Raw genomic sequence first — 18001 nt, forward strand, 5'->3', positions numbered from 1 at the left:
CCTGGCTAGCGGTGCGCGCCGTTCGCAGCGGGGGCGGGGCCCAACTTCCGTATCGCCCAGCGGTAGTGGCCCACCGCCTTGGTGATGCCGATGAGGCCCGTCAGCCACAAGATGAGGCCCGTGCCCATGCCGAGCGCGACGTCGCTGTACGAGTCGCGTCCCGGCTCGGCGTAGGCGGCGGCCGCGAACGACGCCCACAGGCCGAGCGCGCACACGAGGAGGGACGAGAGGAGCCAGCAGAGGCTGAGGCCGGGGGAGCGGAGAGCGGAGTCCGACGCCGGGTGGCTGTCCAGGGCCAGCCAGCTGTCGGTGAGTTCGCGGGCCTTCCGGTCGCTGCGGATACCGACGACGACGCCGATCACGCAGGGCACGAGGGCTCCGAGGCCCAGGACCGCGCAGAGCGGGACCATGACGAAGGCCATCACGTCGTGGTCCTCGATCATTTCGAGCGGCACCGTCAGGAGCGCCCAGCCGACTACACAGCCGAGCGCGAACAGCCAGAGCAGCAGGATTCGGTGCATGCCCAGGATCTGCCTGCGCAGCGCTTCGAGTGCCATGCCGCGGTCGTGCAGCAGCGCGTTCCGGTCCTGCCAGGTGCGCAGGTAGGCAGGTGGCGGAGGAGGCGGCAGCGTACGGCGGGGCATGGCCCTGACAGTACCTCCGGGTCCACAAGGCTTCTCACCCCGCCCGCAGTGCCCTACAACACCCTGCCCGCGATGCCCCGCACCCCGCCGACAACGGCCTGCGCCCCCTCACGTGACCCCTCACGTGACCCCTCACGCCACCCGCGTCGCGCCCGCGAAGGGCATCTGGCTGATCGGGGCGAGACGTACCGGAGCGCTCGGGTTCGGGGCGTGGATCATCTGGCCGTTGCCCACGTAGAGCCCCACATGGCTGATGCCCTGGTAGAAGAAGACCAGGTCGCCGGGCTGGAGTTGGGAGCGCGGGACCCGCTCGCCCGCCGCGATCTGCGCGTACGTCGTGCGCGGCAGGTCGACCCCCGCAGACCGGTAGGCGGCCTGGGTGAGCCCGGAGCAGTCGAAGGCGTTGGGACCGGTGGCGCCCCATACGTACGGGCTGCCGAGGGCCTTGTGGGCGTACGAGACGGCCGCTGAGGCACGGGCGTTGGGCGCCTTGGCCGGGGTGCCCGAGATGCCGTCGCGGCCCGCGGTGCGGGACGCCCTGTCCTCGCCCGCCAGCTCCGCGCGCTGGTCGCCGGTGAGCTGCGACAGGAGCCGCTTGGCCGCGTCCAGCTTTCCGTTGACCGTCTTCTTGTGCTTCTTCAGCTCCGCCTGGCGGGACTTGAGGTGCGCCAGAGTCCCGTCGGCCTCGGTGTGCAGTTGGTCGACCTCCTGGAGCTGCTTGCGCACTCCGGCGACGGTCGCGGCCTGGCGGCTGTCCGCCCGGTCGGCGAGTGCGGCGCGCTCGAGGTACTGGTCGGGATCGGAGGAGAGCGCGAGCTGGACGGCCGGGTCGATGCCGCCGCTGCGATACTGCGCGGCGGCGATCGAACCGAGGCCCTCGCGTGCCGAGTTGAGCTTCTCCGTCTTGCGGGCCGCCTCGTCCCGCAGTTCGCGCAGGGACTTCTCGGCGCCTTCGGCCTTCTCCTTGGCGCCGTTGTACTTCTCGGTGGCGATCTCCGCCTCGCGGTAGAGCGCGTCGACCTTGGACTTCACCTCGGCCGGGCTGAGCCGCGGATCCGCGTGTCCTGTCCCGTCGAACGCGGTGGCCGTGGCGGCCCCCGCGAGGGCGATGGTGGCGGCGGTGCGGGCCGTATGGCCACTGAGCGAGCGCTGTCTGGGCTTGCGGTGCGCTGCCACGAAGGGGGGCTCCTTAAGGGTCCGGCGGCGGCCCGCACAGGGGGAGCGGACCGCCGCCGGATTCTCGGCGGTGGTGTCCGACTGCCGCCCCTGGTCCGGGCGGCGGTGGGGAGCCGGTCACCTGACGAAGGACGCTAAACCTGGCCGTCACGGCTTGGTGGCGGATTGTGCACAACTGACGCAAGTGTTCTAGACGGTGACCGTATGTGGCTGTTCGATCTCTCGGGCGAGGACCCTTCGCGTACGCGTGTGACCGATGCGCCGCTTGGGGCCCACCTGGCTACGGAGCGGTGATAAGGCCCCGGCTAGGCTCCGGAACCATGGACGTTCTCACCCATCTCTTCGTCGGCCTGCACATCATCGGCATCGCCTCCCTCCTGGGCGGCTTCCTTACCCAGATGAAGCAGATGGGCCAGGGCACGGCCCGCTTCAACCCGGCGATGCTGCACGGCGCGCTGACGATGCTCGTCACGGGCGTGATCCTGGTGGGTCTCAACCAGGCGGACGACAACCCGGTCAACAACGTCAAGATCGGCATCAAGATGGCCGTGCTGATCGTGATCCTCGCGCTGGTCTACGTGAAACGGGACGAGGAGAAGGTGGACAAGGCGATGTTCGGCGCCGTCGGGCTGCTGACCGTCGTGAACATCTTCATCGCGGTGCTGTGGACCTGACCCGGCCCGCAGAACTCGGCCCGTAGAAACCGGCCCGCAGAACCCGAGCCGCAGAACCCGAGCCGCAGAACCCGAGCCGCAGAACCCGAGCCGCAGAAAAACGGCCCTCCACGCGCGCGTGGAGGGCCGTTTTCTCGTGTGTGTGACGGTTACGCGGGTCGCACGACGCTGTGGATCGGCATGTAGTAGATCGACTCGACGCGGACGTTCGCGCCCGGCTTCGGGGCGTGGATCATCTTGCCGTCGCCGATGTAGATCCCTACGTGGCTGATGTCGTCGTAGAAGAAGACCAGGTCACCCGGCTTGGCGTCGGCGGTCTTCACGGTCGTGCCGACCTTCACCTGGTCCCACGTCGTACGCGGCAGGGAGATCCCCGCGGCCTTCCACGCGTCCTGGGTGAGCCCGGAGCAGTCGTAGGAGTCGGGGCCGGTGGCGCCCCACACGTACGGCTTGCCGATCTGCGCCTCCGCGAAGTTGATCACCTTCGCGGCCTTCGTCGCGTAACCGCTGTCCGTGCCACCGGAGCCGGAGCCGGAGCCGGAACCCGTGCCGGTGTCGGAGCCGGAGTCCGGGGTCTCCTTGTTCTGCTCGCGCTCCTTGGCCGCCGCCTCTTCCGCCGCCTTGCGCTTGGCCTCCGCCTCGGCCTCCTGCTTGCGGGCCAGCTCGGCGGCCTTGCGCTTGGCCTCTTCTTCCTTCTTCTTCTCGATCGCCGCGAGCCGCGCCTTCTCCTCGGCGGTCAGCTCCGAGAGCATCGTGCGCGCCTGGCCCAGCTTCTTCTGGACGGTCTGCTTGCTCGTCCTGAGGTCGTCCCGCGAGTCGCTCAGCGTCTCCAGGCTCTTGGCGGCCTTCGTGCGCTGCTTCGTAGCCGACGCCTGCTGCGTCTGGTAGTCGTCGACCGCCTTCTTCTGGCGCGCGGTGAGCCGGTCCGACAGGTGGTTCTGGTCGAAGTACCCCTGCGGGTCGTCGGCGAGCATCATCGTGGCGGTCTCGGAGACGCCGCCGGTGCGGTACTGGGCCGCGGCGAACGTGCCCAGCTCCTGGCGGGCCTCGTTCAGCTTGTCGGTGCGCTTGGCCACGTCGTCCAGGAGTGTGTCGACCTTCTTGCGCTGCTTGTCGGTGCGCTCCTTGGCCGAGTTGTACTTCTGGGTGGCGACGCCCGCCTGGTGGTAGAGGTCGTCGACCTTCTTCTGGACCTCTTCGAGGCTGGGCTTCTGCGGAGCGGACGGTGCTGCCTGCGCGCTCTGTGACAGCAGGGCCACGGAGGTGAGGGCCGCCGTCGTGATGCCGAGGGCGGGAGTGGCGCGTAGGCCGGCCATGCGGGTCCGCGGCTTGCGGTGCGACGCCAAGGGAGGCGACTCCTTCCGTAGACCGCCTACCGGGTTAGCTGTCGGGTTCGGGCGGGTGGTTCCGGAAGGTTGCCCTACAGTCCCGTACTTCGTACGGGACCGATTCACCCCAAGTTCAAAGTGGGTCCCCGGCTCCGAGGAGATCGAACTCGGCGGAGGCCACCCGTTCCCGGCGGGGTTCGCCGGTGGGAGTGCGAGCGGCCCGGGCAGCAACCTAGCCAATTCGTGTGGCCCGTGTGAAGGTTGATGTTCGATATGCCCGATACGTTTTCGTTACTTTACGAAGCTCTTGACGCGGGCACGCCGTGCCATGGCGGAGCGTGACCGTCCGCGGGCGGGGCGTAGGCGGGCGTAGGCGGGGTGAGGTGGCCGGAACCCGGGGTGGGTTGTCAGTGGGGCCGCCTAGACTCGGGAGGCGATGAGCAGCCTCTTTGATGACAGCTTCCTGGCGGACCTCCAGCCCTCGCGGGCCTCGGAGGAGGAGCCCCCGCCGCCGCCCGAGGACAGTGCCCCGGAATCCGTTCCGGATGATCTGTTCGACGGGAAGTTCGACGCGCCCACACCCCGGGACGCGCACTACCGCGGCGGCGCCCCCCGCCCGGTGATCGACCCGGCGGCCCTGCTCGACGGGCTGAACGAGAACCAGCGAGCGGCCGTCGTGCACGCACACTCCCCGCTGCTCATCGTCGCCGGCGCGGGCTCGGGCAAGACCCGGGTCCTGACGCACCGCATCGCGTATCTCCTGGCCGAGCGGCACGTGCACCCGGGGCAGATCCTGGCGATCACGTTCACGAACAAGGCCGCGGGCGAGATGAAGGAGCGCGTCGAGCAGCTCGTCGGGCCGCGGGCCAACGCGATGTGGGTGTCGACGTTCCATAGCGCGTGCGTGCGGATACTGCGCCGCGAGTCGAAGACGATCGGCTTCACCTCCTCCTTCTCGATCTACGACGCCGCCGACTCCAAGCGGCTGATGGCCCTGGTCTGCCGGGACCTGGACATCGACCCGAAGAAGTTCCCGCCGAAGTCCTTCAGCGCCAAGATCTCGAACCTGAAGAACGAGCTGATCGACGAGGAGACCTTCGCGGGACAGGCCGCCGACGGCTTCGAGAAGACGCTCGCCCAGGCGTACGCGATGTACCAGTCGCGGCTGCGCGAGGCGAACGCCCTCGACTTCGACGACCTGATCATGACGACGGTCAACATGTTCCGCGCGTTCCCGGACGTAGCCGCGCATTACCGCCGCCGCTTCCGCCACGTGATGGTCGACGAGTACCAGGACACCAACCACGCCCAGTACGCCCTGGTGCGCGAGCTGGTGGGTCCCGCGGACGGCGAGGGCAGCGAGGGCGAGGGACCCGCCGAGCTGTGCGTCGTGGGTGACGCGGACCAGTCGATCTACGCCTTCCGCGGCGCCACGATCCGCAACATCCTCCAGTTCGAGGAGGACTATCCGAACGCGACGACGATCCTCCTCGAGCAGAACTACCGCTCCACGCAGACGATCCTGACCGCGGCCAACGCCGTCATCGAGCGCAACGAAAGCCGCCGCCCGAAGAACCTGTGGACCAACGCGGGCGCGGGCGCGGGCATCACCGGCTACGTCGCCGACACCGAGCACGACGAGGCGCAGTTCGTCGCCGACGAGATCGACCGGCTCACCGACGCGGGCGACGCGAAGGCCGGTGACGTCGCGATCTTCTACCGGACGAACGCGCAGTCCCGTGTCTTCGAAGAGATCTTCATCCGCGTCGGCCTGCCGTACAAGGTCGTCGGCGGCGTCCGCTTCTACGAGCGCAAGGAGGTCCGGGACGTCCTCGCGTATCTGCGCGTGCTCGCCAATCCGGAGGACTCCGTCCCGCTGCGGCGCATTCTGAACGTGCCCAAGAGGGGCATCGGCGACCGCGCGGAGGCGATGATCGACGCGCTCTCGCAGCGCGAGAAGATCTCCTTCCCGCAGGCGCTGAAGCGCGTCGACGAGGCGTACGGAATGGCGGCTCGCTCGGCGAACGCCGTCAAGCGGTTCAACGTGCTGATGGAGGAGCTGCGGACCGTCGTCGAGTCGGGCGCGGGTCCCGCCGTCGTCCTGGAGGCCGTGCTCGAACGGACCGGCTATCTCGCCGAGTTGCAGGCATCGACCGACCCGCAGGACGAGACGCGCATCGAGAACCTCCAGGAACTCGCCGCCGTGGCTCTGGAGTTCGAGCAGGACAGCGGTGAAGTCGGTGACACTGGTGGCGCCGGTGAGGCCGGTGGGGCCGGTGAAGCCGGTGAAGGTGCAGCGGAGACCGAGGACGCGGACGCAGGAGCGGGCGCGGGCGCGGGCACAGGCGTGTCGGGCACCCTCTCCGAGTTCCTGGAGCGGGTCGCGCTCGTCGCCGACTCGGACCAGATTCCCGACGAGGAGGACGACGGCTCCGGAGTCATCACGCTGATGACGCTGCACACCGCCAAGGGCCTCGAGTTCCCGGTCGTCTTCCTGACCGGCATGGAGGACGGCGTCTTCCCGCACATGCGTTCCCTCGGCCAGGTCAAGGAGCTGGAGGAAGAGCGCCGCCTCGCGTACGTGGGCATCACGCGCGCGCGGGAGCGGCTCTACCTCACGCGGTCCTCGATGCGCAGCGCCTGGGGACAGCCCTCTTACAACCCGCCGTCGCGCTTCCTGGAGGAGATCCCGGAGGCCCACCTGGACTGGAAGCGGAAGGGTTCCGTCGGCGCACCGGCGTCCTCCGGACCCGCGGCCGGGATCGCCTCCTCCTTGTCGTCGTCGCGCTCGCGCACCGGGGGCGCGCAGGGCTTCGCCACGCGCCGTGCGACGGAGAAGCCGGTGGTCGCGCTGGCGATCGGGGACCGGGTCACGCACGACCAGTTCGGCCTCGGAACCGTGGTCGGGGTGAAGGGCACGGGCGCGAACGCCGAGGCGACGGTGGACTTCGGAGAGCCCAAGCCCAAGCGGCTCCTGCTGCGGTACGCGCCGGTGGAGAAGCTCTAACGCCGCAGGCGGCGGCCCGAGTTGTGCGGGGTCGCCGCGCGGGCGGCGCTTGAGTTACGTCGGGTCGAGGCCGTGGCTGCGCAGCCACGGCAGCGGGTCGATCGCCGAGCCGCCGCCGGGGCGCACCTCGAAGTGCAGGTGCGGTCCCGTGGAGTTGCCGGAGTTCCCGGAGAAGGCGATGGGGTCGCCCGCCTTGACGGGGCCGCTGGAGACCTTGTGCGTGGAGAGGTGGCAGTACCACGTCTCCGTGCCGTCCTTGGCGGTCACGATCGCCATGTTGCCGTAGGCGCTGTTCCACTTCGTGGAGACGGTGCCGTCGGTCGCGGCGAGGACCTCGGTGCCGTACGCCACCGGGAAGTCGATTCCGGAGTGCGCGGACATCCAGTTGATGCCGGCCTGGCCGTAGTACGCGCTCAGGCCCTGCTGCTTCACCGGCAGCGCGAACTTGGGGCGCAGACGCTCCTTGCGCGCGGCTTCCTCGGCGGCCTTCTTCTCGGCGGCGACCTTCTCCGCCTTGAGGTCGATGCGCTCCTGGGTGCGGCTCGCGCGGTCGGCGAAGTCACCTGCGTCCGCGGAGAGGTTCGCCAGCTGCGTGTCGAGCTTGTTGTTGGCGGCGGAGGGCTGCACCGACGCCGTGTCCGGGACCGATGCCGCCTGAGCCTCCTTCTCGTCGCCGCCGCCGAAGTCGCCCACGGACGCGGCGGCGATACCCGCGACGCCCATCACGCAGGCGGAGGGCACGGCGACGGTGAAGAGCGCGGAGCGCTTGGCGGGGGAGCGGCGGCGGGCCCGCGAGCGGGAGCCGTGCGCACGGTCCATGACCGGCGGCTCGTCGTCCCCGGCGGTGTCGCGGCCGACCGGCTCGACCGGACCGAGTGAATCGGCGGGAGCTTCGTCGGGCGTGAACTCGTGCTCGGCGGGAGCCGGTTGGGGGTAGACCTCGGTGGGGTGGGATTCGGGGGCGTAGGCATCGGAGGCGTAGGACCCGGTGTCGTACGGCGAATGCTCGTACGTTTCCGGCGCCTCGTACGTGTCGGGCGCTCCGGGCGTGTCCTGAGCCTCGTACGTCCCGTGCACCCCGTGTGCCTCGTGCGTCTCGGGGGTGCCGTACGCCTCGTGCGTCCCGGTGGCCCCGTACGACATGTCCTGCGCGGCGTCCTGGCCGCCGGAGTTCCACGCGGTCGCGTCGTACGCGCCGGTGTCGAAGGCCTGGGTCTCCCACTGGCCGGTCTGCTGCGGCTGCTGCGGTTGGTTCCAGGCGCCGGTGTCCCACTGGCCAGTGGCGTCGAGGCCGGGACCGGGCTGGGCCGGGATGTCGGCGGAGAGGTGTTGATAGCCGCCGGTCGACCACGTGGCGCCGGTGTCGTAGCTGCCGGTCTCGTAGCCACTGGTGTCGTACGCGGCTTGGTGCTGCGCGGCGTACGGGTCGTGGTTCAGCGTCTGCTGCGTCCCCGTGGTGGACCACTGGCCGGTGTCGTACTGACCGCCGGGCATGTCGCCGAAGAGCGGGTCGGACGCAAAGCTTCCGGTGTCGGGACCGGCCGTCGCATAGCTGCCTGTGGTGTCGAAGCTTCCCGTGGAGTAGCCGTCGTAACCGGTGTAGGCGCCGTGCTGGGTGCTCTGCTGGTCATACGCCGCGTAGGGCGCATGGTCGGCGGGTGCCGAGGCCGGGGGTGTTGAGCTCCCCGACGGGTGACGGTCGTTCACCAACTTCTCTTTCGCCTCGGCAGCAGGGGCAGAGCAGTGCGGCGACTGTACCCGGCGGTATGCGGGCGCGACAATCTTCGGCAGGTTTCCGGCTCTCAGGAAACGGGCATTCGGCCGCCTTTCGGCGGACGGCGGGCACAGCTTTGGCCCTGCGTTCGAGATCCGTTCGACAAATTTCCCGCGTCGCGGGGTGCGGGAGCTGCTCCTCAGGCCACGGTTTGTCCGTTCTCGGCGCCCGTCGCGGATGTCCCCGGAGCAGGCAGATCGAGGGCCTGGCGGATTCCGGCGGCGACCGCGGGGTGCACGGGCAGGGCGAGATGACCGATACCGGAGACACGTACGTTCTGCGCGATCAGGTCGGGATGGTTGACGCAGGCCGTCTCGAGGGGCGCCATCAGCTGGTCCAGATCGCTCCAGAAGCTCACGAAACGGGTCCGGCAGCCCGGCGCGGGCTCGCGCAGCTCCTCGATCACGTCCGAACCGGGGCGCATCTGGCGCACGATCGGGTGCGCGTCGGCCAGTGGCACGACGCGCGTTCCCTCGTGCGGGGTACCGAGGGTGACCAGCGTGCGGACGCGTTCGTCGCCGCCCAGGCGCTGCGCGTAATAGCGGGCGATCAGGCCGCCGAGGCTGTGCCCGACGATGTCCACCTGGTGGTGGCCCGTGCGCTCGCAGATCTCCTCTATGTGGCGGCCGAGCAGCTCGGCCGCCGTGCGGATGTCGCACGTGAGGGGGGAGTAGTTGAGGGACTCCACGTGCTGGCCGCCGTGCTGGGCCAGGGAGCGGCGCAGGAGGACGAAGACCGAGCGGTTGTCGATGAAGCCGTGCAGGAGGACGACCGGGGGCCGGCTCTCCGCGGGGAGCCGGGGCGCGTCGGGCGACGGCAGTTCGGCGGCGATCCTGCGTTCCTGGACGATGCCCGACGGGTACAGGAGGAGGTGGCCGGCAAGGATCGCCACCTCGAGCGCGGTCGCTTTCAGCAGAGCCATGGAGAGCCCCGCCAGTCTGGCGGGCAACGTGAGGCAGGGCGGGCGAAAGGGCAAGACCCTCGTGATGGTCATGGTCGACCTCCCGGTCGGCACGCGAGAGGACGGCTCTGTCCCCCGTGTGCCCGTAGTGGGGAGGCGTGACAGAGGTCGTACGGCGGTACGTGGTCAGCGCCGGCGGCGCCCCGAATACCGGCGCGATCGCCGATGTGCCGCGTCACCACGGCGCGCAGCTGACGGCGCGGTGGCACGGCGACCTCGTTGCGGCTCCCCTTGCGCCGTCCCGAAAACGGTCCGTATGCCGCTCGATACGGGAGTGGCGCGCAGCGAACGTGTCCCATCGTGTGATTTCCCCCTCGCTCTCCACCGTGAAACTGCCGGGTGCGAGATGCTGGAGATAACGTTCGTTCACTTCCCCGGCCGTTGCGGCACGGGGTGCCAGTGCTTGGACAGATGGATATCGGTACATGGAGGCAGTGATGGGTGTGGCAGCCGGTCCGATCCGCGTGGTGGTGGCGAAGCCGGGTCTCGACGGTCATGACCGCGGGGCCAAGGTGATCGCCAGGGCACTGCGTGACGCGGGTATGGAGGTCATCTACACCGGCCTGCATCAGACGCCCGAGCAGGTGGTGGACACCGCGATCCAGGAGGACGCCGACGCGATCGGTCTGTCCATCCTCTCCGGCGCCCACAACACGCTCTTCGCGCGCGTGATCGAGCTCCTCAAGGAGCGCGACGCGGAGGACATCAAGGTCTTCGGCGGCGGCATCATCCCCGAGGCGGACATCGCGCCGCTCAAGGAGAAGGGTGTCGCGGAGATCTTCACTCCCGGGGCGACGACGGCGTCGATCGTGGACTGGGTCCGGGCGAACGTCCGGCAGCCGGCCGGCGCCTGACGGCCACCGCGCCGCGGCGGGAGCGTCGTCCGGCCTCCTCCCCGGGGCGGGAGCGTCGTCCGGCCTCCTCCCCTCCAGTGCGGGGGCGGCTGGTCCGCTGCGCGCTGGGGTGAGTGCTTCGGTGACGGCGTCAGTGGGGGAGGCCGACAGAGCCGCCGGCCTCGGCCGCTCGGTGGGGTTGCCTGAGGTGCCTGAGGTGGCTGAGGTGACTGCGGTACCCGAGGTGACTGCGGGGTTGCCTAAGATGGCGGCACCTCCGGATCTTCCGGCGCCGAGCCCGGTTTCCCCGGCTCCGCGCTCAGCTCCCCCGGCTCCGCCTCCGGATTCCCCGGCTGCTCCGCGCTCAGCGGCTCCGCGCCCAGCTCCGCCCGCATCGCCGCGCGTAGACGCAACGTACTGACCAGGCGCTGGAAGGCTTCCGACCAGTAGCCGCCCGCGCCGGGGGAAGCGTCCTCCGGCTCGTCCGGTATCGCGGTCAGTACGTCGAGGCGGACCGCCTCCGCGGGGTCGAGGCAGCGCTCCGCCAGGCCCATCACTCCGCTGAAGCTCCAGGGGTAACTCCCGGCGTCCCGCGCGATGTTCAGCGCGTCCACCACCGCCCGGCCCAGCGGCTCCGACCAGGGCAGCGTGCACACGCCCAGCAGCTGGAACGCCTCCGAGAGGCCGTGCGTCGCGATGAACTGCGCGACCCAGTCGGCACGCTCCCCGGACGGCAGCGCCGCGAGCAGCTTCGCGCGCTCGGCCAGCGAAGCCGCGCCGGGTCCCGCCGCGTCGGGGGACGAGGGGGCTCCGAGCAGCGCCCGGGACCAGACCGCGTCGCGTTGCCGCACGGCCGCGCGGCACCACGCGGCGTGCAGCTCGCCCTGCCAGTCGTCGGCCACGGGCAGTGCCACGATCTCGGCGGGAGACCGGCCGCCCAGCCGCTCCGGCCAGGTGTCGAGCGGGGCCGACTCCACCAACTGGCCCAGCCACCAGGAGCGTTCGCCCCGCCCTGTGGGCGGCTTGGGGGTGACGCCGTCGCGCTCCATGCCCGCGTCGCACTCGTGCGGCGCCTCGACCGTGAGCGTCGGCGTGCTCTTCGTGCCCTGCGCGTGGTCGATGGCCACGCAGGAGGCCGCGCGGGCCGCCATCCGAGCGGCAAGGGCGGAAGAGGGGAGCGCGGAGAGGAGCTCGGCCGCCGTCGCGCGGACGTTGCGGCTGCGGTCGGTGAGTGCCTGCTCCAGGAACGGCTCGTCGGCCGCGCACAGTTGGGTGCGCAGGGAGTCGAGGAACATCAGGCGGTCCTCCGCCCGCTCCGTGCTCCACGTGCCGGCGAGCAGCTCCCGCGCGGCGGCCGGGTCATGCGCCCGCACCGCGCCGAGCAGGGCGACGCGCTCGGCGAACAGGCCCTCCTCCCACAGCTGTTGGACCTGCGCCGTTTCCTCCGGCGCGGGCAGGGACACCCCGCCGCCCGGCGTGGAGCGGAGCGCGAACTTCCAGTCCGGGTTGAGCCGCGCGAGCCACAGCGCCCGCGGGCCCGCGAAGGCGAGGGCCTGCGGGCGCAGGTCCGTGCGCCCACGGGCCGCGTTCAGGAGGGCCGGAAGCAGCTCGGGCGGCGCCGCGAAGCCTCGCTCGTTCGCCAGCGCCAGCCACTGGGGCAGCAGTTCCATCAGGTCGGGCACCGCGCCTCGGCGTCCGCCGCTGCCGGCGCCGGGGTGATCGGTGAGCAGCGTGGCGAGCCTGCGCCGCGCCGCGGGCGGCACCAACGGCCTGGGGTCGTCCGCGGCCGGCTCGGGAGGCGTCGCGGCGGGTGCGGGGCGAAGCCCGGCTCTGCGCCGGACGGTCTGCACGGCTGCCGCGTCCAGCAGGGCGGCCGGTGCGTCCTTGCCCTGGGTGCGTACGGGGGGTGTGCGGCGGTCGGTGCCGAGGAGTGCGGCGGTGACCAGGTCTTCCCAGGGGGCGGCGGTCGCTTCGGAGAGTGCGGTGGTGCCGGTCATGTGGACTCCTCTCGCGGACGGATCTCTCGGGTCTTTCGTCTGGAGCTGCCGCCTTGGATCTGCTGGAGCGGCTGGATCTGCGGGATGTACTGGATCTGGCGGATCCCACGGTTACGGCGGATCCCACGGTTCTGGCGGATCCAGGAGATCCGCCGTCTCAGGGCTGTCGGTGAGCGTTGCGGTGGTGCTGCGCTGTATCGGTGGACCCTGCGGTGCTCCGCGCGCACGCGGCGGTGTTCGCGGAACGCGTCGATGCCCACAGGACGGTGGCGGTGTGACGGCGGTGAGGCGTGGTGGTCAGCACAGGGCCACCGCCTCTCCCACTCCGCGCGGCCAGGCCGTCAGAGGGGTGAAGCCCTCGTGACCACATTCACCGAAGACCGTCACCGGAGCGCCTCCGGAGAGTGCCACCAACCGCCACAGGCCCGCGCGGGAGGCCGCGGAAGGCCTGATGGGCAGGGCCGTGTCCCCTTTCGCATCCGCCAGTTGCCAGCCTTCGGAGGAGGGGCCCGGGAGCGGGGTCGGTATCACCTCGCTCAAGGTGACCGGCCAGGAATCCAGCCAGGGGTCGTCCCGCAGCACCTCGCCGTAGCGGCGCGCGGCCTGCTCCGTCCGTACGCCGGGCGGCCGGGCCGTCGTCGGCGCGGGGGCGCTGAACTGCTCGCCCAGGTCGGCCCGCAGCTGCCCGGCGCCCGGATACGCGGTCAGCTCGGCGTCCAGCGCGAGGCCGACCGGCAGCGCGAGCGTGGGTGCGCGCCCCGCGGCTCCGTACGACAGGAGCAGGGCCGTGCGCCCCGACTCCGCGCCGTGCAGCCATATCCGGCGGGTGGTGAGCCTGCTGTCCGCCGTGTCGTACTGCGCGAGCACCAGCCAGTGGTCCCGCACCGCGGGGCCCTCCGACGGCGTGGGCAGGCCTATGCGGGAGCGGACCGTGGCCGCCAGGGCCTCCGGCAGTCGGTCGCGGTGCAGCCAGCCCTGGTCGAGGAGGTGGAGGAGCGCGCACTCCTCCAGCATCCGCACCGGCCAGCCGGGCCCGGAGGAGGGGATGGCGCCCAACTCCCGCACGCGTGCGGCCAGTCCGGGCGCCTGCGCGTCGACCATGCGGGCGGCCGTCTCCTCCCACAGCCCGTACCCCGTCTGCTCGGCGGAGGCTATGCCGCCGCGCAGCAGATCGGAGAGGCGCTGCTCCAGCTCCGTCACCCCCGCCGTGACCCGCTCGGCCCGCCGCTCCGCCCTGCGGCGCGCGGCCTCGGGATCAGCGGGCGCCGCGTCCGGCGCCGCCTCCGAAGCCCGCTTCGTGTCCGCTCTTTTGCGGCGTGCCGCCAGCCACTCCGCCGCCCAGGCGGGCGGCTGCGCGTCCGGCGACGAGCCGAAAGGCCCCTCCCCACCCGCCCAGAGCAACAGCAGCCCGAGCGCGTGCTTGCACGGGAACTTCCGGCTCGGACAACTGCACTTGTACGCCGGACCGGCCGCGCCGGTGATGTCCGCGATGTCGACAACCGTCTGGTACGGCTTGCTGCCACTTCCCTTGCACAGTCCCCACACCGTCCCCTCGCCCGAACTCCCTGCCTCCGACCAAGGGCCGGCGACGCCGAGTTTGCTTCCCGCCTTGCGTGACGGGGCATCAGGCGCCAGCGCCAGCACCTGATCCGCCGTCCAGCGCACCCCCTGCTGAGTCATGTCATCGAAGGTAGATCCCACCACTGACAATCGATCTCGGACTCGGTGTCTGTGCAGGTCAGCGACGCGTGAGGGGCGATTGTCAGTGGCGTGGTGCACGGTTGGAATCACATCCGGGCCAGATGCGTCCGGACGAGTTGGAGGGGGATCGCTCCATGACCGTGTCCGTCGACTCGACGACCTCGACGACCGAGAACCAGCCCGCGTCTGCACCTGCCGCATCCACCGCATCCGCTGTATCCGCGTCCGCGTCCGCAGCCGCGCCCGCGGGTGAGGCGCTGCGGCCGCACGCCGAGCACGCCTTCGCCGCCGAACTCGTCGCGCTCGCCGCGCAGGACGACCGGCCACGGCCTGCCCGCTGGCGGCTCTCGCCGTGGGCGGTCGCGACGTATCTGCTCGGTGGCACGCTGCCCGACGGGACGGTGATCTCACCGAAGTACGTGGGGCCGCGCCGCATCGTCGAGGTCGCCGTCACCACTCTCGCCACGGACCGCGCCCTGCTCTTGCTCGGCGTGCCCGGCACCGCCAAGACCTGGGTGTCCGAGCACCTGGCGGCCGCCGTCAGCGGTGACTCGACGCTGCTCGTGCAGGGCACGGCGGGGACGCCGGAGGAGGCGATCCGGTACGGCTGGAACTACGCGCAGCTGCTCGCGCACGGCCCCAGCCGCGACGCGCTCGTGCCGAGCCCCGTCATGCGGGCCATGTCCGACGGCATGACGGCGCGGGTCGAGGAGCTGACCCGCATCCCGGCCGACGTGCAGGACACGCTGATCACGATCCTGTCGGAGAAGACCCTTCCCATACCGGAGTTGGGCCAGGAGGTGCAGGCGGTCCGCGGCTTCAACCTGATCGCCACGGCCAACAACCGCGATCGCGGGGTGAACGACCTGTCGAGCGCGCTGCGCCGCCGCTTCAACACGGTGGTCCTGCCGCTGCCGGAGAGCGCGGACGCCGAGGTCGACATCGTCTCGCGCCGCGTCGACCAGATCGGGCGCTCGCTCGACCTGCCGACCGGGCCCGAGGGGATCGACGAGATACGCCGCGTGGTCACCGTCTTCCGCGAACTGCGGGACGGGGTCACGGCCGACGGGCGTACGAAGGTGAAGTCGCCGAGCGGCACGCTCTCGACGGCCGAGGCGATCTCCGTCGTGACCAACGGCCTGGCGCTGGCGGCCCACTTCGGGGACGGCGTGCTGCGGCCGGGCGACGTCGCCGCGGGCATCCTCGGCGCGGTCGTCCGCGACCCGGCGGCGGACCGGGTGATCTGGCAGGAGTACTTGGAGGCGGTGGTCCGTGAGCGTGACGGCTGGAAGGACTTCTACCGCGCGTGCCGTGAGGTGAGTGCGTGACGAAGGGGGGCGGCCCGGCTGGGCCGGATGAATCGGGCGTGGGCGTGACGGTGGCTGCTTCGCGGGAGAAGGGGAGGGGCGGACGTGAGCGACGAGGTGCGGGGGACGATTCGGGCTGGCGAGGGGCCGTTGCTGCTCGGGGTTAGGCATCACGGGCCGGGGTCGGCGCGTGCGGTGCGGGCCGCGCTGGAAGAGGGCGCGCCCCGTGTGGTGCTGATCGAGGGGCCGCCGGAGGCCGACGCGCTGGTGGCGCTCGCGGCGGACGAGGGGATGCGGCCGCCGGTCGCGCTGCTCGCGCACGTGGTGGACGAGCCGGGCCGGTCGGCGTTCTGGCCGCTGGCCGAGTTCTCGCCGGAGTGGGTCGCGATCAAGTGGGCCGCCGGGGCCGGGGTTCCGGTCCGGTTCATGGACCTTCCGGCGGCGCATTCGCTGGCACGGGCGGAGGAGGGGCAGGACGCCGCGGACGCTCCCGGGCCTTCGGGGAACGCGGACGCGGACGCGGACGGGGACGGGGGCGGGGACGGTGACGTAGAGGCAGTGCGGATCGATCCTCTCGCGGTGCTCGCCGAGACCGCCGGGTACGACGATCCCGAGCGGTGGTGGGAGGACGTCGTCGAGCACCGGGGGGCGGGCGCCGACGTCTTCGCGCCGTTCGAGGCGCTGGGCGAGGCCATGGGTGCGCTGCGCGAGGAGTACGGGACCGGGGGGCACGACCGTGACCTGGTGCGCGAGGCGTACATGCGGATCCAAGTTCGAGCCGCTCAGCGGGAGTTCGGGGCCGATGACGTAGCGGTCGTGTGCGGGGCGTGGCATGTGCCGGCGCTGCGGCAGAAGGTGACCGTCGCGGCCGACCGGGCGCTGCTCAAGGGGCTGCCCAAGGTGAAGGTCGACATGACGTGGGTGCCCTGGACGCACCGCCGCCTCTCCCGGGCGAGTGGGTACGGCGCGGGGATCGCGTCGCCCGGTTGGTACGGCCATCTGTTCAGCGCGCCCGACCGCCCCGTCGAGCGCTGGCTGACCAAGGTCGCGCGGCTCCTTCGGGACGAGGACAGGCTCGTGTCGTCCGCGCATGTCATCGAGGCGGTACGGCTGGCGGACACGCTCGCCGCGATGCGGGGGCGTCCGCTGCCGGGGCTCACCGAGACGACGGACGCGATCCGGGCGGTGATGTGCGAGGGCTCGGACGTGCCGCTCTCCCTGGTGCACGACAGGCTCGTCGTCGGTGACGTCCTCGGGGAGGTGCCGGATGCGGCGCCCGCGGTGCCGTTGCAGCGTGATCTCACGCGGCTCCAGCGGAAGCTCCGGCTCAAACCAGAGGCGCTTGAGCGGGAGTTGGAGCTCGACCTGCGCAAGGAGACGGACGCGGCGCGCAGCAGGCTGCTGCATCGGCTCCGGCTGCTCGGCATCGGCTGGGGCGAGCCGGCCGCGTCGCGGGGGAGTACGGGCACGTTCCGCGAGACCTGGCGGCTGCGGTGGGAGCCGGAGCTCTCCGTGCGGGTGGCGGAGGCGGGGGTGTGGGGGACGACCGTGCTGGCGGCGGCCACCGCTCGGGCCGAGTCCGATGCGGTCGGGGCCGGTGCGCTGGCCGACGTGACCGCGCTGGCCGAGCGGTGCCTGCTGGCCGAGTTGCCGGACGCGTTGCCGGTGGTGATGCGGGTCCTCGCGGACCGGGCGGCGCTGGATGCGGACGTCGGGCATCTGGCGCAGGCGCTGCCCGCACTGGTGCGGTCGCTTCGGTACGGGGACGTGCGGGGCACGGACACGGCTGCGCTCGGCGAGGTGGCGGTGGGGCTGGCCGAGCGGGTGTTCGTCGGGCTTCCCCCTGCGTGTGCGGGGCTCGACCAGGACGCGGCGGTCGAGATGCGGGGGCACGTGGACGCGGTGCACCAGGCGGTAGGTCTGCTTGGTGAGTTGGGCTCTACAGGCTCTACGGGCTCTACGGGCTCTGCGCTGGGTGCCGGTATGCGGGTGCGGTGGTACTCCGTGTTGAGGGGCTTGGGGGAGCGGGACAGCGTCGCGGGGGTCGTGCGGGGGCGGTGCGTGCGGATCCTGATGGACGGCGGCGAGCTGGCCGAGGGGGAGGCCGCTCGGTACATGGGGCTGGCCCTGTCGCGGGGAACCGAACCGGCTGAAGCCGCCGCCTGGATCGAGGGGTTCGTGGGCGGCGGCTCAGGGGGCGGCATGTTGCTCGTCCATGACGAGCGGCTGCTCGGGCTTGTCGACGACTGGTTGAGCGGTGTACCGGACCGCGCCTTCACCGACGTACTGCCACTGCTGCGGCGCACGGTCTCGGCGTACGAACCGGGGGTGCGGCGAACGTTGGGCGAGCTGGTGAGGCGTGCGCCGGGGTCGGTCGGCGGCAGCACGGCAGTGGCCGGCGGGATACCTGGCTTCGGGACGGAGCTCGACGCTGAGCGGGCGGATGCGGTTCTGCCGGTGCTGGGTCTGTTGCTCGGGGTCGGCGTCGGGTTCGGGCCGGGGGTGGGCCCGAGGCCCGGGGCCAGTGGCGGTGGCGGTGGCGGTAACGAGTTCGTGGGGGTGGGCTGATGACACGGGAGGTGGCGCAGGGCATGGCGGG

The 18001-nt window shown here is 71.5% G+C and carries 12 protein-coding genes and 1 riboswitch; of the genes, 5 read left to right on the forward strand and 7 right to left on the reverse strand.

What is annotated here, in order from left to right; all coding sequences use genetic code 11:
* Window positions 1-5 precede the first annotated feature (5 nt).
* The gene (locus ACIGXX_RS42870) at window positions 6-644 is read right to left on the reverse strand and encodes a hypothetical protein (RefSeq protein WP_399984495.1); all 639 of its coding nucleotides are present in this window, start codon (window positions 642-644) and stop codon (window positions 6-8) included.
* 132 nt (window positions 645-776) lie between these two features.
* The gene (locus ACIGXX_RS42875; protein ID WP_399984498.1) at window positions 777-1820 is read right to left on the reverse strand and encodes an NlpC/P60 family protein; all 1044 of its coding nucleotides are present in this window, start codon (window positions 1818-1820) and stop codon (window positions 777-779) included.
* Between the two features lie 320 nt (window positions 1821-2140).
* Here ACIGXX_RS42875 and ACIGXX_RS42880 point away from each other — a divergent pair, with 320 nt between their 5' ends.
* Window positions 2141-2494, forward strand: a complete 354-nt coding sequence (locus ACIGXX_RS42880; RefSeq protein ID WP_351172165.1) for a hypothetical protein — start codon at window positions 2141-2143, stop codon at window positions 2492-2494.
* A gap of 149 nt (window positions 2495-2643) precedes the next feature.
* Here the strand turns inward: ACIGXX_RS42880 and ACIGXX_RS42885 are convergent, their stop codons facing one another.
* Window positions 2644-3840 carry an NlpC/P60 family protein gene (locus ACIGXX_RS42885; protein WP_399984501.1) on the reverse strand — a complete coding sequence of 399 codons (1197 nt, stop codon included), beginning with the start codon at window positions 3838-3840 and terminating at the stop codon, window positions 2644-2646.
* Between the two features lie 7 nt (window positions 3841-3847).
* Window positions 3848-4005: riboswitch (cyclic di-AMP (ydaO/yuaA leader) on the reverse strand.
* 253 nt (window positions 4006-4258) lie between these two features.
* Between ACIGXX_RS42885 and ACIGXX_RS42890 the strand changes: the two genes are divergently transcribed.
* On the forward strand, window positions 4259-6829 hold the full coding sequence (locus ACIGXX_RS42890; protein ID WP_399984504.1) for an ATP-dependent DNA helicase: 2571 nt from the start codon (window positions 4259-4261) through the stop codon (window positions 6827-6829).
* Between the two features lie 54 nt (window positions 6830-6883).
* Here the strand turns inward: ACIGXX_RS42890 and ACIGXX_RS42895 are convergent, their stop codons facing one another.
* Window positions 6884-8536 (reverse strand): M23 family metallopeptidase, encoded by a 1653-nt coding sequence (locus tag ACIGXX_RS42895; protein WP_399984507.1) that lies wholly within the window; start codon window positions 8534-8536, stop codon window positions 6884-6886.
* A gap of 206 nt (window positions 8537-8742) precedes the next feature.
* A complete protein-coding gene (locus ACIGXX_RS42900; RefSeq protein WP_361468466.1) occupies window positions 8743-9597 on the reverse strand; it encodes an alpha/beta fold hydrolase in 855 nt (284 codons plus the stop codon).
* A gap of 404 nt (window positions 9598-10001) precedes the next feature.
* On the opposite strand from ACIGXX_RS42900, the gene ACIGXX_RS42905 reads away from it, so the two are divergent.
* On the forward strand, window positions 10002-10418 hold the full coding sequence (locus tag ACIGXX_RS42905) for a cobalamin B12-binding domain-containing protein (RefSeq protein ID WP_160506729.1): 417 nt from the start codon (window positions 10002-10004) through the stop codon (window positions 10416-10418).
* A gap of 239 nt (window positions 10419-10657) precedes the next feature.
* Here the strand turns inward: ACIGXX_RS42905 and ACIGXX_RS42910 are convergent, their stop codons facing one another.
* A complete protein-coding gene (locus tag ACIGXX_RS42910; protein WP_399984511.1) occupies window positions 10658-12394 on the reverse strand; it encodes a DUF5691 domain-containing protein in 1737 nt (578 codons plus the stop codon).
* Between the two features lie 297 nt (window positions 12395-12691).
* On the reverse strand, window positions 12692-14074 hold the full coding sequence (locus ACIGXX_RS42915; protein ID WP_351172184.1) for an SWIM zinc finger family protein: 1383 nt from the start codon (window positions 14072-14074) through the stop codon (window positions 12692-12694).
* Window positions 14075-14229: 155 nt separating this feature from the next.
* Between ACIGXX_RS42915 and ACIGXX_RS42920 the strand changes: the two genes are divergently transcribed.
* Both ACIGXX_RS42920 and ACIGXX_RS42925 read left to right on the forward strand, forming a co-directional pair.
* On the forward strand, window positions 14230-15423 hold the full coding sequence (locus tag ACIGXX_RS42920) for an AAA family ATPase (protein WP_399984515.1): 1194 nt from the start codon (window positions 14230-14232) through the stop codon (window positions 15421-15423).
* An 84-nt stretch (window positions 15424-15507) separates the two neighbouring features.
* Window positions 15508-17970, forward strand: a complete 2463-nt coding sequence (locus tag ACIGXX_RS42925; RefSeq protein WP_399984518.1) for a DUF5682 family protein — start codon at window positions 15508-15510, stop codon at window positions 17968-17970.
* Window positions 17971-18001: the final 31 nt, after the last annotated feature.

The sequence above is a fragment of the Streptomyces sp. NPDC055243 genome, from assembly GCF_044544025.1.
Lineage (GTDB): Bacteria > Actinomycetota > Actinomycetes > Streptomycetales > Streptomycetaceae > Streptomyces.

What these genes read in the sequence shown, in the direction of transcription:
- ACIGXX_RS42870 (WP_399984495.1), bottom strand. Translation starts at nt 644, where the DNA reads ATGCCCCGCCGTACGCTGCCGCCTCCTCCGCCACCTGCCTACCTGCGC.
- ACIGXX_RS42880 (WP_351172165.1), top strand. Translation starts at nt 2,141, where the DNA reads ATGGACGTTCTCACCCATCTCTTCGTCGGCCTGCACATCATCGGCATC.
- ACIGXX_RS42890 (WP_399984504.1), top strand. Translation starts at nt 4,259, where the DNA reads ATGAGCAGCCTCTTTGATGACAGCTTCCTGGCGGACCTCCAGCCCTCG.
- ACIGXX_RS42900 (WP_361468466.1), bottom strand. Translation starts at nt 9,597, where the DNA reads ATGACCATCACGAGGGTCTTGCCCTTTCGCCCGCCCTGCCTCACGTTG.
- ACIGXX_RS42905 (WP_160506729.1), top strand. Translation starts at nt 10,002, where the DNA reads ATGGGTGTGGCAGCCGGTCCGATCCGCGTGGTGGTGGCGAAGCCGGGT.
- ACIGXX_RS42910 (WP_399984511.1), bottom strand. Translation starts at nt 12,394, where the DNA reads ATGACCGGCACCACCGCACTCTCCGAAGCGACCGCCGCCCCCTGGGAA.
- ACIGXX_RS42915 (WP_351172184.1), bottom strand. Translation starts at nt 14,074, where the DNA reads ATGACTCAGCAGGGGGTGCGCTGGACGGCGGATCAGGTGCTGGCGCTG.
- ACIGXX_RS42920 (WP_399984515.1), top strand. Translation starts at nt 14,230, where the DNA reads ATGACCGTGTCCGTCGACTCGACGACCTCGACGACCGAGAACCAGCCC.